Consider the following 14,824-nt stretch of genomic DNA (forward strand, 5'->3'; position numbering starts at 1 on the left):
CTCACCGGGTCACCATTCGGCCTCAGCTGGCCGTGGCGACTCCGCGGCGCACCTTGTCTGCATGGTCGAGCGAGCGCAGGTCGATCCCCTTGGTCTCGCGGGTGAACATGAGTGCGATGAACGAGATGATCGCAGCGGCCAGCAGGTAGAGCGCGATCGGCACCGAGGAGCCGAAGGCGTCGAGCAGTGCGGTGGCGATGATCGGCGCGAAGGATCCGGCGACGATGGCCGTCACCTGGTAACCGGTCGAGACGCCCGAGTTGCGCATGCGGGTCGGGAACATCTCGGACATGATCGCCGGTTGGCCCGCGTACATCAGTGCGTGGAAGACGAGACCGATGAGGAGGGCGAGGAAGATCATGCCGGCACTGCCGGTGTCATACATCGGGAAGGCGAAGAAGCCCCAGGTCGCGGTCAGGATGATGCCCACGGCGTAGGGCATCTTGCGCCCGATCCGGTCGGTGGCGGCACCGACGAGCGGAACGAGGACTGCGTGGATCGCGTGGGCGCCGAGGAGGAGACCGAGGATCTCGGCGGATTCGATCTTCACCTGCGTGGCGAGGTAGGTGATCGAGAAGGTCACCACGAGGTAGTAGTGGATGTTCTCGACGAAGCGCAGGCCCATCGCGGCGAAGACCTCCCGCGGATAGCGCTTGAATACGGCCTTGATGCCGTAGTCGACGCCTTCCTCGATCTCCTCGGCCTGAACCTCGTCGAAGATCGGCGCATCGGAGACTCGGGTGCGGATGTAGTAGCCGATGAGGACGATGACGGCCGAGAGCCAGAACGAAATGCGCCAGCCCCACGACAGGAAGTGCTCTTCGGTCAGCGTTGCAGTGAGAACGAAGAGAACCGCGGTGGCCAGCAGGTTGCCCAAGGGCACGCCGGACTGCGGGAATGATGCCCAGAAACCGCGCTCCTTGTTCGGAGCGTGCTCGGCCACGAGGAGGACAGCTCCGCCCCATTCGCCGCCGACTGCGAAGCCCTGGACCACACGCAGCAGCACGAGCAGGATCGGAGCGAGGTAGCCGATCTGGTCGAAGGTCGGCAGACAGCCCATGAGGAACGTGGCCACACCGACGAGGACGATCGAGAGCTGCAGCAGCTTCTTGCGTCCGTACTTGTCGCCGAAGTGACCGAAGACGATGCCACCCACGGGGCGGGCGATGAATCCGACTGCGTAGGTGGCGAAGCCTGCCAGGATCGGCGTCAGCGGATTGTCGGAAGGCGGGAACAGAATGTGGTTGAACACCAGCGTGGCGGCCGAACCGTAGAGGAAGAACTCGTACCATTCGACGACCGTTCCGGCCATCGAGGCAGCGACGACCTTGCGCAGCTGAGCGCGGATCGACTTCCTCTCAGCATTGTTCTGAGAACTCATGGGACTCCTTCGTTTCCACAATCCGCGTCACCGTTGAATGCGCGAATAGGCTTGCTCCGGCGCCGACCGGCTGACAACCCGGAGCACTCAGACCGCATCGGCGCGGCCGGTGTACCCCTGCTTCAGCGCAGTGTTTCGGGCGCTTGGATATTTCTCATCCAAGGATCAGTGTGCGCCACGTTACGGAGTTTTTGGTAACGACCTGGCCATAATCCGAGAATTTCCGGTGCACATTCGTGCACAGCGGTTGTGCAACCGTCAGCTGTGACCGCGGCGAGCTCGCAAGGCCCATTGCGGCGCGAATCGTCCCGGCGCGTCAGGCCAGCACCCCCGCGTCTGATCACCACGTCGGCCATCGAGGTACCACCGCAGTCAGCACAGCGAGCACAACCCCGAACCTCACCGGCGGCGCGGAGGCGCCTTCGCATCGCGTTCGGCCATCGAGGCGAGCATCGCATTGTAGGCGCGCAGCTCGGCGTCGTCGGTGCGGTCTTCGCTGCGGTCGATGCGCTTGGCCTCCCGGTCCGAGGACTTCGCCCATTGGACGCAGACCATGATCGCGATGAACAGGGTCGGGAATTCGCCGATGCCCCACGCGATGGACCCGCCGAGCTGCTGGTCGTCGATCGCCGTGTAGCCCCATCCTGCGCCGACGTTGCCGAACCAGTCTCCGGCGATCAGCACGTTCGAACTCATGATCGAAATGCCGAAGAAGGCGTGGAAGGCCATCGTCACCAGCAGCATCACGAGCCGCATCGGGAAGACAGGGCGCTTGACGCCCGGATCGATGCCGATGAGGGCTTGGGCGAACAGGTACCCGGCGCCGAGGAAGTGCGCGATCATCAGTTCGTGCCCGATATGAGTATCGAGCGCGTAGTACATGATTCCCGAGTAGTAGAAGACGACCAGCGAACCCGCGAAGTTCACACTCGCCACGATCGGGTGCGCGAAGAAGCGCAGGTACGGAGTATGGACGAGCCAGAGCACCCATTCGCGCAGGCCGACGGACCCGTCCGTGCGCGCCTTCGTTCCGCGCATGAGCATCGTGATCGGTGCCCCGAGCACGAGCGGCAGGGGCACGACCATGACCAGGAGCATGTGCTCGATCATGTGCGCGGAGAACTGCACCTCGCCGTAGACCCGGGGGCCGCCCGAGGTGACGTAGACGAGGAAGACCATGCCCATCAGCCAACTGATGAGGCGCAGCACCGGCCATTTGTCGCCTCGGCGGCGGAGGTTGATGAACGCAACGACGTAGGCGATCGAGGCGCCCGCTGCGATCGCGATCCACAGCGGATCCATCGACCATTCGCTGAAGTAGCGGGACAGGTTCGGCTTCGGCGGCAGCGGATCACCGGTGAGGATCTCGGCCGGGGTGGGGTCGCCCACCGGCTCCTGCGGCACGGGCGGCTGTGACCGGGCCAAGGCCACGGCCAATCCCATCGTGACCCCGAAGAGGATGAATTCGACGGTGATGAGGCGCCAGAATTCCACTGTCGCCGAGGCGGCTGTGCCCAAGCGTGAAATGACGAACTGACGGTGCCAGAATCCGATCAGACCGAGCAGGACCGTCGCGAACGCCTTTGCGAGGATGACCTGCCCGTACGTGGTCATGAGGTCGTCGAAGCCCTGCACGCGCAGAAGCGAGTTGACGACTCCGGAGAAGACGATGAGGCCGAAGGCGATGAGGGCGATCGTCGAATACCGTTCGACGACCGGCTTGAGGCTCTTCGAAGCGGCCAGACGGGTGCCCAACAGGGCGATGACGAAGAGCCCACCGAGCCAGAGGACCGCGCCGAGGATGTGCAGACCGAGGCTGTTGACGGCCTGCGTGTGCCCGGAGGCCTCTGCGGAGTGGCCCATCAGAGCCAAGGGGAGGATCACGGCGACGCTGAGCACTCCGGCGGCGGCGATGCCGATAAGGGAGCGGGTGCCGAAGCACAGGGTCGAGGCGACAGCGATGAGGACGACGATGAGCACCCACAGCTGCCCGTAGGCGATCTGAGTGACGAACACGCCCAGTTGGTTCGAGAAGTCGAGATAGGCCTGGGCGCCCACAGTATCGACGAATGAGAAGACGAGCACGGCGACCGCAGACAGCGTCCACACGACTGAGGAGTATTCGGCGATCTGAATGGCCTTCGTCCACAGCGGGTCGAGAGGCACGTCATCGTCCGTGGCCTTGTGCCGGCGGGCGCGACCGCCAGCCGTGCGCGGGAGGATGAGGACGGCGAACATGAGGGCGCCGACGGTCAGCGACATCGCAATATTGAAGACGAACTTCGCTGCGGGAAGACCGAAACGGACGACAGAGCCGGGGTCGTTGAGCAGAGTCGGGTTGGCTGCTCCGGTGAAGAAGAGTGCGGCCAGACCGGCGATCACCCCGAGGAAGACGACGATGGGGACCGTGGCACGTTGCACGAACCGTGTGATCGGTTCGAAACCTGTAGAACTCACTGCGCGCGGACCGCCCCTTCTGACATGACCCAAGGATATCGTTCGGCGTCGCCGCACTGCCAACCGGGAGATCTCTTCGTGGTCGAGATCTCGGGGAGCCGCCTCGGCGAGGATGGGTTTGGTCTTATGGGAAGACGACTCGCCCTGTTCGACGACAGTCTGAAACGGCTGAAGACGCTCAGAGACAGCAAATGGCCCGGATCATACGATCCGGGCCATTCGACGCTGCTGCGTTGATCAGTTCGGGCTGCCAGCGGCACCCTTCAGCTTCGAACCAGCGGACAGCTTCACGGAGTAGCCGGCCTTGATCTGGATCTCTTCACCGGTCTGCGGGTTGCGACCCTTGCGAGCGGCACGCTCGGTGCGCTCAACGGAGAGCCAGCCGGGGATGGTGAGCTTTTCGCCCTTGGCCACGACGTCGGAGAAGACATCGAAGACACCATCGAGCACGTCCGAGACCTGCTTCTGGGTCAGGCCGGACTTCTCGGCAACTTCTGCAACGAGCTCACTGCGGTTCTTAGCCATAAAAGTGTCCTCCTTAGGACAAGTCGGTAGGTCACCGGTCCGTTTTTCCGATGACGAACTTCCTCGAGATTACCAGCTCGACTTGGTAACGCCGGGCAACTCGCCGTTGTGTGCCATTTCGCGGAAGCGAACTCGCGAGAGTCCGAACTTCCGGAGGTAGCCACGCGGACGACCATCCACCTGGTCGCGGTTGCGAACGCGAACCGGCGAAGCATCGCGGGGAAGCTTCTGCAGTGCGAGGCGTGCTTCCTCGCGCTGCTCATCGGTGGAATCGGGGTGGGTCAGCTGACGCTTGAGAGTCGCGCGGCGCTCTGCATAGCGTTCAACGATGACGCGACGCTGCTTGTCTTTTGCGATCTTTGACTTCTTAGCCATGTGCGCTCAGCGCTCCTCTCGGAAATCGACGTGCTTGCGGACTACGGGATCGTACTTCTTGAGCACGATGCGGTCCGGGGTGTTGCGGCGGTTCTTGCGGGTCACGTAGGTGAACCCGGTGCCGGCCGTCGACTTGAGCTTGATGATGGGACGAACATCCTGTGCCTTAGCCATCAGAGCTTCACTCCCTTGGCGATGAGTTCGTTGACCACAGCGTCGATTCCGCGAGCGTCGATGACCTTGATGCCCTTAGCGGACAGGGTCAGCGTGACGTTGCGGCGCAGCGACGGAACGTAGTAGCGCTTTTTCTGAATGTTCGGGTTGAAGCGGCGCTTCGTGCGGCGCTTCGAGTGGGACACGTTGTGTCCGAAACCGGGGACTGCCCCGGTTACCTGGCAGGTTGCTGCCATGTCTCTCCTCCAGTTCACAAGTTACCGACTCTCGAAACAAGCCCCTGCGGGATTGCACTTGCGTGCCCTCTCCGCTTGCTTGCGCCGATGTCGGAAGACATCAACAAATTCTCTCGACTGTCACCGTGAAAATTGCGTACGCCAAAACAGGTCTGCCCGTTCGGGCGAGATGTCTCACCAGCGCTGAAGCCGTAGCCTGTGAGAGATGGCCGAAGCTGGAGTGCAGCGGTGGGTGAGCACCATGTGTGTCCTAGCAGATCGATCGGTGACCTGCCCGCTACGACACAACAAGAATCAATCTTACTGAGATGGCGGGCCGGAGGGCAAATTCATCCCGGTTTTCGCGGTGGGGTCTTCGTCACTGACATCGCCCACCTGGATGGGCTTGTGCGGTCGTCATCGATGCCCGGAGGGACCTTTGTCGACGCCCGGAGGGACTTTCACAGCTGGGGCCAAGCCAACTCGGTGATTTCCGCAGTAGGCTTTCGTCGGCAACGCGTCCTGTCGGCGATCCTGTTGAACGACTGCTCGACTCGTGCCAAGGTAAGTAGATGATTGCCACCACATCTGGCATTCAGGAGGACTGATGAGCGACGTTCCACAGAGGCCGCGCATTCGTCCGGCGACTAGCGACGACTGGCACAAGGGTTCAGGTGAATCTGCTGGTCAGACCCCGTCGTACGGGAATGACGCGGAACGTTCGTCTGCCGATTTCGACAACTCGACCTACTACGAGTACCTCGAACGGCACACGGGGGAACAGTCGATCTCGAAAGCTCGCAGCGGCAATGTCTTCGCCCCTGCCGGACGCTCACCCTTCGATGACGCTCACTCTGCCGGTTCCCACCAGTATGTGAATTCTCAGCAGTCTCAGCAGCCTGCCGGCGGTGGTGCCGGCAATGGCGTCGGCGGCTCGACACAGAATGGAGCCCAGACTCCTCCTTCCCCACAGTTTCCGCCCACCGTCCAAGACGATTCTTCCTCGCGCAATGGTCTGAAGATCGCTGTCGTCATCATCGCCATACTCATGGTTCTGGCCTTGGTGGGATTCTTCGGTATCCGGTGGCTCGCGCCGTCCTCGGGAACCGTCCCTGTGGATGTCGGATCCAGCGAGCCGGCCAGCCCGTCGCCCAGCCCTTCGGATGACCTTGTCCAACCGACGAAGAGCCCGGAAGACCAGCTCGACGCCTATACCGAAGAAGGCACCGAGAAAGCCGCTGACCTCGAAGGTGAGTGGGTGACTCAGGTGAGCGCGAAGAACGTCGGCCTCAAGGCCGACGGCAAGACCTGGTCAGCGCAGGACATCCTCAACGAGTACGAGGCCAACAAGGTCAAGTACCCGGGCGCAATCCTCATCCACAGCGGCGACTGGGCCTCGTACAGGGACGGCAGCTACTGGGTCACAGTCGTCGACACCGGCTACAGCAATCCGGAGCAGGCCCTCGACCAGTGCCGCTCGTGGGGTCTCGACCGCAACCACTGCATCGCCAAGCGACTCGTCAAAGACGGCAGCCCCAAGGACAACAGCGCCTACCTCGACGGGTAGACCGCACCGTCGGACCGGCCGGAGCACATGCAGGTCTGCCCCTCGACGAGCATCCCGCTCAGTGCTTCAACTGCATCGTCAGCAGGTGGTAGCTCAGCGTCTTTCCATGTCCGTCGAGGTGGCTGACTCCCGTGACACCCCTGCCCAGCATTCCCTTGAGTTCAAAACTCATGGCGTTCAGCCGCGGCAATAGACAGCGGCGGACTCGCGAGACCGGCAGCCCGAAGTGATGCGCCACTGCCTCCTCGGTGACCGCGCGACTCAGCACGGAGAATTGGGCCCCTTCACGGGCAATGACACCGAGGATGAGCGTATCCCCTTTGTCTCCGGTCCTGACTGTGGCCAGGTCATCGACGGTGAGCATGTGCTCAGACTTCGCGGCCATCAGACGCCTCCTCATGGTCAGTCAGTTCGTCGGCGTGAATGACGGAGACCTTCGTGAGTGCACGCGGCAGCGAACACGATTTGACACTGAGGCTCTCCCGAACGGACGTCCTTGCGCCGCCTCCTCCCGCCGGCCCGTTGGTATAGAGCGCCTCGACCTCGGCTCCGATCGCAGAGGCGCGTCTGCGGCTCTGAGCAGCTCCTGCCACCCGCAGTCGCACTTCGGGCGGATCTGCCACATCGCTGAGACCTCTGAAGCTGGCTCCGGCGCCGATGAACTCTACCGAGAGTTCGGATTCCCGATATCCGTGTATGCGCTCCAACCGACGTACGACGATGTCTGCCGCGAGCTGGGCACGCAACAGAGCCCGCGGGCCGGCATAGGTGATCTGTCCTTCTGCTTCCCACCCGCCGAGGTAGCCCAATGTCACCTTGAGCTCGACTGGTGCGGCAACTCCTTTTCCACCAGTTACAGCGATCCGGTCGGACCCGACCTCTCGGAGTACTGTTCCAGTGAAGTCTGCGACCACGTCCGGGGTGACGTAGGCACCGGGGTCGGCCACTTCGTAGAGCAGCTGCTCCGTGCAGGTCCGGACGGTGACGGCGCCTCCGGTACCCGCGAGCTTCCCAATGACGGCGTCGCCACTGGGTGAGACATCGGCGTAAGGGAAGCCGAGACGGTCCAACCCTGCCACGGGCTTCGTCATCGGGTCGGCGAAGTATCCACCGGTGACCTGGCCTCCGCATTCGAGGAGGTGGCCGATGACAGTGGCCTGCCCGATGAGGTCGGAATCGTCGTCCGACCAGGAGAAGCTGTGGCTCAGCGGCCCGACGTACAGCGAGGGATCGGCAACTCTGCCGGTGATGACGATGCGTGCACCTTCGTCGAGCGCACGTCGGATGCCGGATGCGCCGAGGTAGGCGTTGGCAGAAGCGAGCCGGGGCTCCGAGCTGGCAGCCGGTTGGGAGTCTTCCCACCTTAGGGGATCCGTCGCAAGCACTTGGTCGAGCACATCGTCACCGATGACAACTGCCACCGGCATGTCAATGCCCATGTCGTCGAGAAGCCCAGCGACGGCGCGCCCTGCTGTAAGCGGATTGGCTGCTCCGCCATTGGTGATGATGCGAGTTCCGTTGGCCGAGCAGTGCGGTGCGGTGAGCCGGATCCTATCGAGCAGAGTCGGATCGTAGCCCGCAGAGGGGTCATTCAGCCGGGCTTTCTGAGCGTTCGCGACCGTCCGTTCGCCGAGGAGCTCGAAGACGAGGAAGTCGAGATGCCCAAGCTGCGCGAGCTCGAGGGCCGGGTCGAGACGGTCGCCGGCGAACCCTGCTCCCGATCCGATGCGAACTGTCCCAGGTTCTGGCGGATCAGCTTCTCTGGCCGTTGAGCCCAGATCCTGTGCTTTTACGATACCCACAGCGGAATCACTCCTAGTGCGATGGCGACGATGGTGACGACGATGCTGACCAGCCACAGCCAGCCGGTGGCGCGGATGATGTGCTTGCCGATCGGGACCCCGGCTAAGCCGACAAGCAGATAGAAGGAGCCGGTCAACGGGCTGATGGGGAAGCCCAGTGTCTCCTGCCCGATGATCGATGCCTGACCGAGGACGACCGGATCGATGCCGTAGGTGCTGCCGACGCTCGCCAGCACGGGCAAGAGCCCGAAATAGTATGCGTCCGGGCCGAACAGCAGACTCATCGGCACGCCGAGCACAGCGACGATGATCGGCAACACCGGCATGACGCCGGCGGGAAGCACAGCGGTCGCCGACTTGGCCATCGCCTCGATCATTCCGCTTTCGTCGAGCACTCCCAAGAGCACACCCGCTGCCAACAGAGTGCTGGCCATGAGCATGCATGATTTGGCGTTGAGGTCGAACTGTTCGGACTGACCCGCCATTCCGCGATGGTTGATCAGCAGAGCGAGAATCGTTGCAACCATAAAGGTCAGTGCGGGTGAGATCACGCCAGTCATCATCGTCGCCAAGGCAGCGACGAGCACGACACCATTGAGGACGAGCGACAGCACCGTCGGCCCCGCCTCCGCTGGACCGCGAGTGGAGTTCGAATCACCCGCAACATCGGTTCCGTCGGGTGAGCCCGATCCCGCCGTCTGGTCGGTTCCAGCCGTTTCCTCCGAACCCTGTGCTGATCGGATTGTGCTGGATGCCTCCGCCGAACGGCCGGTTTCTGCGGCCGACGTCGCTGCGACCATCACCGAGTCGGCAGAGTCGTCAGCAGGCACCCGGTCGAGCCGCTTTGCTTCACGATGCCCGAGGTACCAAGCCACTGCCAGAGCCGCAATGATCCCAGCGATCTGAGCCGGGATGAGAGGGACCCACAAGTCGTTCGCATCGACCTTGATCGTTGCCGCCGCACGTGCAGTCGGCCCTCCCCAGGGCAACATGTTCATGACGCCGGCGCCCAGCGCCACGCACGTCGACAGCGTCAACCGGCTCATCCCGAGACGCTGGTAGAGCGGCAGCATGGCTGGGATCGTGACCAGGAACGTCGTCGCACCTGCACCGTCGAGGTGAACGACACATGCCAGAAGTGTGGTCGCAACGGCTACGTTGCGCGGTGAGGATCCGCCGAACCTGATGATCCGATCGATGATCGGGTCGAAGAACTTCGCATTGCGCAGGATTCCGAAGAAGACGATGGCGAAGATGAACATGACGACGACGTCTGCGACTCCCGCGATTCCGGCTGAGACGAATTCACTGATGTCGGTCGGCGACTGTCCGGCGATCAGCGCCGCGACGAGCGGCACTCCGGCCAATGCGACGACCGGAGAGACCTTCTGCGTGAGCAACAACGCCAGAATGATGAGCATGGTGACATAGCCGATAAGTGAAAGCACCTTTGATTCCCTTCTCGATGAACGTATTCATCCTCGTTGAGCATGAGCAGGACCGTCCAATATCCGTTGCGGCTAGACTCATGATTCATGGTTATCAATCTGTCCTTGCACCACCTGCGAGCAATCGAAGCGGTGCAGCGCACGGAGAGTTTCACCCGTGCGGCCGAGGAGATCGAGGTCAGCCAGCCGGCTCTCAGCCGTACCGTCGCGGAGGCAGAGCGACGCATCGGCACACAACTGTTCGAGCGCACTACCCGCAAGGTCACCGCAACGGTTACCGGCACCGAAGTGGCACTGTACGCCGCACACGCAGTTCGCTCGTTCGACTCGGCATTGGAACGGATCTCCGGCTTCGTCACCGGCAGTTCGGGGCAGGTGAGAATCGCCTGCCTGCCATCGTTGGCAGCAACCGGTTTGCCCGAGGTCGTTCACGCGTTTCGCCGGGAGTTCCCGGAGGTCGAACTCGTCATCCGTGATGCGGCTCAGGATCAGGTCGTGCCGATGGTGACCGAAGGGACGGTGGACATCGGCCTCGTCGCCTTCACGGACTCTCTCCCTGCCGATCTGGCAGTGACTCCATTCCTGTCCGATCCTTTCGTCGCAATCGTTCCACGCGGTCATCGATTGGCTGCACGCGCATCTGTGCGGTGGGAGGAGTTCCACGGCGAAGAGTTCGTCGGCTTCAACTCCGTGACGAGCATCGCGCCGATGGTGCGGCGAACTCTGCTCAAGGCAGCAGCAGAACCCCATGAAGTGCAGACGGCAGATACGATTCCCGCGGTCGGCGGCATGGTGGCAGCAGGTATGGGCATCACCGCAGTACCGAGGTTGGTCGTCCCCCTGATGAATTTCAGCGATCTCGTCAGCATCCCGATCATGCCCACCATTGAACGCAAACTGGTGATCGCCTACCTTTCCGATGCTCCGCTCCCGCGCCCGGTCTTCAACTTCAAACAGCGACTGATCGAGTCAGCCGCCGAGTGACTGGCGAAACGCTGAAACGCCCCGGCTTCGCACTGTGCGAAGCCGGGGCGCTCAAGCTCCCAGAGCCGGTCAGAAGCCGGCGCCCGGGCGAGAATCAGGCCAACATCAGAGTCGGGTCCTCCAGACCCCGTCCAACGTCGGCGAGGAACTTCGAGATGATCTCGCCGTCGACGACACGATGGTCGGCGCTGACCGACAGCGTGGTGATCTCGCGCGGAAGGATCTCGTCGTCCACCACCCACGGCTTCTTCCGGACCTGTCCGAACGCGAGGATCGCGGCCTCACCAGGATTGATGATCGGCGTACCGGCATCGACTCCGAAGACACCGACATTCGTGATCGTGATCGTGCCCCCGGCCTGATCGGCCGGCGGCGTCTTGCCCGACCGCGCCAGAGCGGTGAGATCCTGAATGCCCTGCGCCAGCTCGCCCAGCCCCATGGCCTGCGCGTTCTTGATGTTCGGCACGATCAGTCCGCGCGGAGTGGCGGCCGCGATGCCGAGGTTGACGTACTTCTTCACGACGATCTCGTCGCCCTCGAGGCACGAGTTGATCCGCGGGTTGCGTCCCACGGCCCACGCCACTGCCTTGGCGACGATGAGCAGCGGCGAGACCTTGACGTCCTCGCCCAGGAACTTCGTCGACTTCAGCCGGCGGACCATCGCCATCGTCTCGGTGACGTCGACGTCGAGGAACTCGGTGACGTGCGGCATCGTGAATGCCGAATCGACCATGGCCTTCGCCATCATCTTCGTCACGCCCTTGAACGGGATACGCTCTTCCAGCGCTCCCTGATCACTCGCCGAGGCGGCCGCCGGTGCCGTCGCACCCGACGTGGGAGCGGCGGTCCGGTTGGCGGCGGCGTGCACATCGTCGCGCGTGACGTCCCCGCGGGGCCCGGTCGGTGTCACCTGGGAGAGGTCGACCCCCAGATCCTTCGCGAGCTTCCGCACGGGCGGCTTCGCCAGCGGCTTGCTCGGTGAAGCGGGAGCCGAAGCGGACTGCGACTGCGCTGCCGGAGCAGGTGCCGACGCCGACTGTGCCTGAGCCGCCGGAGCCGCGGCCGGTGCAGGCGCGGCCGCCTCCGCAGCCTGGGCAGCTGAGGCAACCGGGGCAGCCGACGCTGCGGGAGCGGCGCCAGCGGCGGGAGCGGGGACGGAAGCGCCCTTCCGCGGACGCCGCTTCGACGACGTCTCCTTCGCTCCATAACCGACGAGAGTGGCTCCGCCGTCGGCATCACCGGAGGCATCGACCGACTTCTCAGCCGAACCGGAAGCCGGCGCATCAGCGGAGGCGGGGGCCGCCTCGGTGTTGGCATCATCTCCGCCGAACCGGATGATCGGGGTGCCGACCTCGATGGTCTGGCCCTCCTCGACAAGGAGCGCACCGACGGTGCCGGCCTGCGGACTGGGCAGCTCGACGAGCGATTTCGCGGTCTCGATCTCGACGAGAATCTGGTTGACGGTGACAGTGTCGCCGGGGGCGACCTTCCACGCGACGATGTCGGCCTCGGTCAGGCCCTCACCGACGTCGGGAAGAGGAAATTCGAATGACATTCTTGACTCTCCTCGAAATCAGTAGGACAGGGCCCGATCGACACCATCGAAGATGCGATCGAGGTCGGGCAGGTAGTGCTCTTCCATCCGCGAACCGGGGTACGGGGTGTGGTAGCCGCCGACCCGGATGACCGGGGCTTCGAGGTTGAAGAAGCAGCGTTCGGTGATGCGCGCGGCGATCTCCGAACCCAGCCCCAGGAAGGTTGGAGCCTCATGGGCGACGACCAGTCGGCCGGTCTTCGTCACGGACTTCTCGATCGCGGTGAAGTCGATCGGGTTGAGGCTGCGCAGGTCGATGAGTTCGACGCTCTTGCCTTCCTCGGCGGCCGCGGTGACCACGTCCTGCGCGGTCGGCACCAGCGGGCCGTAGGCGACGAGGGTGACGTCGGTGCCTTCGGACACGACGCGGGCGTCGTGCATGCCCAGCTCGCCTCGGGCCGACGTGTCGACGTCCCCGCGCATCCAGTAGCGACGCTTGGGTTCGAAGAACATCACCGGATCCTCGCTCTTGATTGCGTCCTGGATCATCCAGTACGCGTCATGAGCGTTCGACGGGGAGATGAGCCGCAGTCCCGCATGGTGGGCGAACACGGTCTCGGGGCTCTCCGAATGGTGCTCGGGTGAGCCGATGCCGCCGCCGTAGGGCACGCGGATGACCAACGGGATGTTCTCTTTGCCCAGGGTGCGGTTGTACAGCTTCGCCACCTGGGTGACGATCTGGTCATAGGCCGGGAAGATGAACGCGTCGAACTGTATCTCGATGACGGGACGGTAGCCGCGGATGGCCATGCCGATCGAGGTGCCGACGATGCCGGATTCGGCCAGCGGGGCATCGATGACACGCTGCGGACCGAAGTCCTTCTGCAGACCCTCGGTGACGCGGAAGACGCCGCCGAGTTTGCCGATGTCCTCGCCGATGAGGACGACCTTCGGGTCGTCCTCCATGGCCTTGCGCATTCCGGCGGTGATCGCCTTCGAGAGGGGAAGTTTCTCCATCAGGCCTCACCCGCATCGGCGAACGAGGCCTGGTATGCCAGGAATTCGGCACGTTCCTCGTCGACGAGGGAGTGGGGTTCCGCGGTGACATGGGCGAACATCTCGACGCCGTCGGGGTTCTCCATGGTCATGCAGTTGTGGCGGATGCGGGCGGCGAGGGTGTCGGCCTCGGCGTCCACCTCGGCGAAGAATTCGTCGCTGGTCTCGGTGTGCTTGTCCAGGTAGGCCTTGAGGCGGGTGATCGGGTCGCGGTCCTCCCAGATCTCCTCTTCGGCCTTGTCGCGGTACTTCGTCGGATCATCGGCCGTGGTGTGGGCGCCGCGACGATAGGTGAAGGCTTCGATGAGCATCGGGCCGTGGCCGGCGCGCACGGAGTCGAGGCTGGCGCGGGCCACGGAGTACATCGCGATGATGTCGTTGCCGTCGACGCGGATGCCGGGGACTCCGAATCCTTCGCCGCGGGTCGACAGCGGGGCTGCGGACTGGACGTGAGTGGGTTCGGAGATGGCCCACTGGTTGTTCTGGCAGAAGAACAGAACCGGGGCGTGGAAGGCTCCGGCGAAGGTCAGCGCCTCGGAGACGTCACCCTGCGAGGTCGCACCATCGCCGAAGCAGGCGATGGAGACAGTGTCGCGTTCGATGTCGCCGGTGCCGACATCGCCGTCCATGGAGATGCCCATGGCGTAGCCGGTGGCGTGCAGGGCCTGCGAGCCGATGACGATGGTGTAGGTGTGGAAGCGGTGCTCCTGCGGATCCCAGCCGCCGTGGTTCTGACCGCGGAAGATGCTGAGCAGGGTTTCGGGTTCGACACCGCGGGTGTAGGCGAGGCCGTGTTCGCGGTAGGTGGGGAAGACGAAGTCTTGGGGGCGAGCGGCCCGTCCCATGCCGATCTGGGCTGCTTCCTGTCCGAACAGAGGTGCCCACAGGCCCAACTGTCCCTGACGCTGCAGAGCAGCTCCTTCGGCGTCGATGCGGCGGACCAGGACCATATCCCGGTAGAAGCCGCGCAGATCCTCATCGGTGAGTTCTGCTGCGAAGGCATCGTACTCACCGGATTCGACGCGGTTTCCGTCTTCGGTGAGCATCTGGATCATTCTGGGCTCCGAGGACTGACTGTGGGCAGCGCCGGTTCCCACTGAAATGTTGGAGGTCATTTCAGTTCTCCTTTGTTCGAGGTCCATCTTCACCGGAGGTGACCAGTGGTGGACCGTGTCCGTCGGGCAGGCCCTCGGATGTGAGAACTCGCCCTCGAGTGATCTGATTCACAGGTGGTATCACAATACCGAATCCACTCACTGCTTGCCACTCTCCCCATGCGGTTCGAGTATCAAAAGTGCAGGTCAGG

General features: G+C 63.5%; 14 protein-coding genes. 2 read left to right on the top strand and 12 right to left on the bottom strand.

Annotated elements, in window-relative coordinates:
• Positions 1-22: 22 nt before the first annotated feature.
• The 6 genes from ACOZ9V_RS17785 to rpmB form a co-directional block, all read right to left on the bottom strand.
• A complete protein-coding gene (locus tag ACOZ9V_RS17785; protein WP_139467449.1) occupies positions 23-1,381 on the bottom strand; it encodes an MFS transporter in 1,359 nt (452 codons plus the stop codon).
• A 399-nt stretch (positions 1,382-1,780) separates the two neighbouring features.
• Positions 1,781-3,838 carry a cytochrome c oxidase assembly protein gene (locus tag ACOZ9V_RS17790; RefSeq protein ID WP_434592279.1) on the bottom strand — a complete coding sequence of 686 codons (2,058 nt, stop codon included), beginning with the start codon at positions 3,836-3,838 and terminating at the stop codon, positions 1,781-1,783.
• Between the two features lie 237 nt (positions 3,839-4,075).
• Positions 4,076-4,363, bottom strand: a complete 288-nt coding sequence (locus tag ACOZ9V_RS17795; RefSeq protein WP_025779153.1) for an HU family DNA-binding protein — start codon at positions 4,361-4,363, stop codon at positions 4,076-4,078.
• Positions 4,364-4,432: 69 nt separating this feature from the next.
• Positions 4,433-4,738, bottom strand: coding sequence for a 30S ribosomal protein S14 (gene rpsN / locus ACOZ9V_RS17800; protein WP_025779151.1), 306 nt, complete (start codon positions 4,736-4,738; stop codon positions 4,433-4,435).
• A 6-nt stretch (positions 4,739-4,744) separates the two neighbouring features.
• Positions 4,745-4,912 carry a 50S ribosomal protein L33 gene (gene rpmG, locus ACOZ9V_RS17805; RefSeq protein ID WP_039211931.1) on the bottom strand — a complete coding sequence of 56 codons (168 nt, stop codon included), beginning with the start codon at positions 4,910-4,912 and terminating at the stop codon, positions 4,745-4,747.
• A complete protein-coding gene (gene rpmB / locus ACOZ9V_RS17810; protein ID WP_025779147.1) occupies positions 4,912-5,148 on the bottom strand; it encodes a 50S ribosomal protein L28 in 237 nt (78 codons plus the stop codon). Before rpmB ends, rpmG begins: the two co-directional genes overlap by 1 nt.
• A 586-nt stretch (positions 5,149-5,734) precedes the next feature.
• On the opposite strand from rpmB, the gene ACOZ9V_RS17815 reads away from it, so the two are divergent.
• The gene (locus ACOZ9V_RS17815; RefSeq protein ID WP_139909337.1) at positions 5,735-6,694 is read left to right on the top strand and encodes a protein kinase; all 960 of its coding nucleotides are present in this window, start codon (positions 5,735-5,737) and stop codon (positions 6,692-6,694) included.
• A gap of 58 nt (positions 6,695-6,752) precedes the next feature.
• On the opposite strand, the gene ACOZ9V_RS17820 is transcribed toward ACOZ9V_RS17815, so the two are convergent.
• From ACOZ9V_RS17820 to ACOZ9V_RS17830, 3 genes are read right to left on the bottom strand one after another with little or no spacing between them, the layout of a single operon-like run.
• Positions 6,753-7,079, bottom strand: a complete 327-nt coding sequence (locus tag ACOZ9V_RS17820; RefSeq protein WP_229664082.1) for an AtuA-related protein — start codon at positions 7,077-7,079, stop codon at positions 6,753-6,755.
• Positions 7,063-8,496 carry an acyclic terpene utilization AtuA family protein gene (locus tag ACOZ9V_RS17825; protein ID WP_248283854.1) on the bottom strand — a complete coding sequence of 478 codons (1,434 nt, stop codon included), beginning with the start codon at positions 8,494-8,496 and terminating at the stop codon, positions 7,063-7,065. The genes ACOZ9V_RS17820 and ACOZ9V_RS17825 overlap by 17 nt, the downstream gene beginning before the upstream one ends.
• Positions 8,484-9,944 (bottom strand): CitMHS family transporter, encoded by a 1,461-nt coding sequence (locus ACOZ9V_RS17830; protein ID WP_434592290.1) that lies wholly within the window; start codon positions 9,942-9,944, stop codon positions 8,484-8,486. Before ACOZ9V_RS17830 ends, ACOZ9V_RS17825 begins: the two co-directional genes overlap by 13 nt.
• A gap of 87 nt (positions 9,945-10,031) precedes the next feature.
• Between ACOZ9V_RS17830 and ACOZ9V_RS17835 the strand changes: the two genes are divergently transcribed.
• Positions 10,032-10,928, top strand: a complete 897-nt coding sequence (locus ACOZ9V_RS17835; RefSeq protein WP_172172057.1) for a LysR family transcriptional regulator — start codon at positions 10,032-10,034, stop codon at positions 10,926-10,928.
• A 94-nt stretch (positions 10,929-11,022) separates the two neighbouring features.
• Here ACOZ9V_RS17835 and ACOZ9V_RS17840 read toward each other — a convergent pair whose 3' ends face one another.
• From ACOZ9V_RS17840 to pdhA, 3 genes are read right to left on the bottom strand one after another with little or no spacing between them, the layout of a single operon-like run.
• Positions 11,023-12,483, bottom strand: coding sequence for a dihydrolipoamide acetyltransferase family protein (locus ACOZ9V_RS17840; RefSeq protein WP_434592294.1), 1,461 nt, complete (start codon positions 12,481-12,483; stop codon positions 11,023-11,025).
• A gap of 18 nt (positions 12,484-12,501) precedes the next feature.
• Complete coding sequence (locus tag ACOZ9V_RS17845) at positions 12,502-13,479, bottom strand: alpha-ketoacid dehydrogenase subunit beta (RefSeq protein ID WP_139467455.1); 978 nt, start codon at positions 13,477-13,479, stop codon at positions 12,502-12,504.
• The gene (gene pdhA, locus ACOZ9V_RS17850) at positions 13,479-14,633 is read right to left on the bottom strand and encodes a pyruvate dehydrogenase (acetyl-transferring) E1 component subunit alpha (protein ID WP_169253557.1); all 1,155 of its coding nucleotides are present in this window, start codon (positions 14,631-14,633) and stop codon (positions 13,479-13,481) included. The genes ACOZ9V_RS17845 and pdhA overlap by 1 nt, the downstream gene beginning before the upstream one ends.
• Positions 14,634-14,824: the final 191 nt, after the last annotated feature.

Source organism: Brevibacterium sp. 1718, assembly GCF_051131255.1.
Lineage (GTDB): Bacteria > Actinomycetota > Actinomycetes > Actinomycetales > Brevibacteriaceae > Brevibacterium > Brevibacterium sediminis.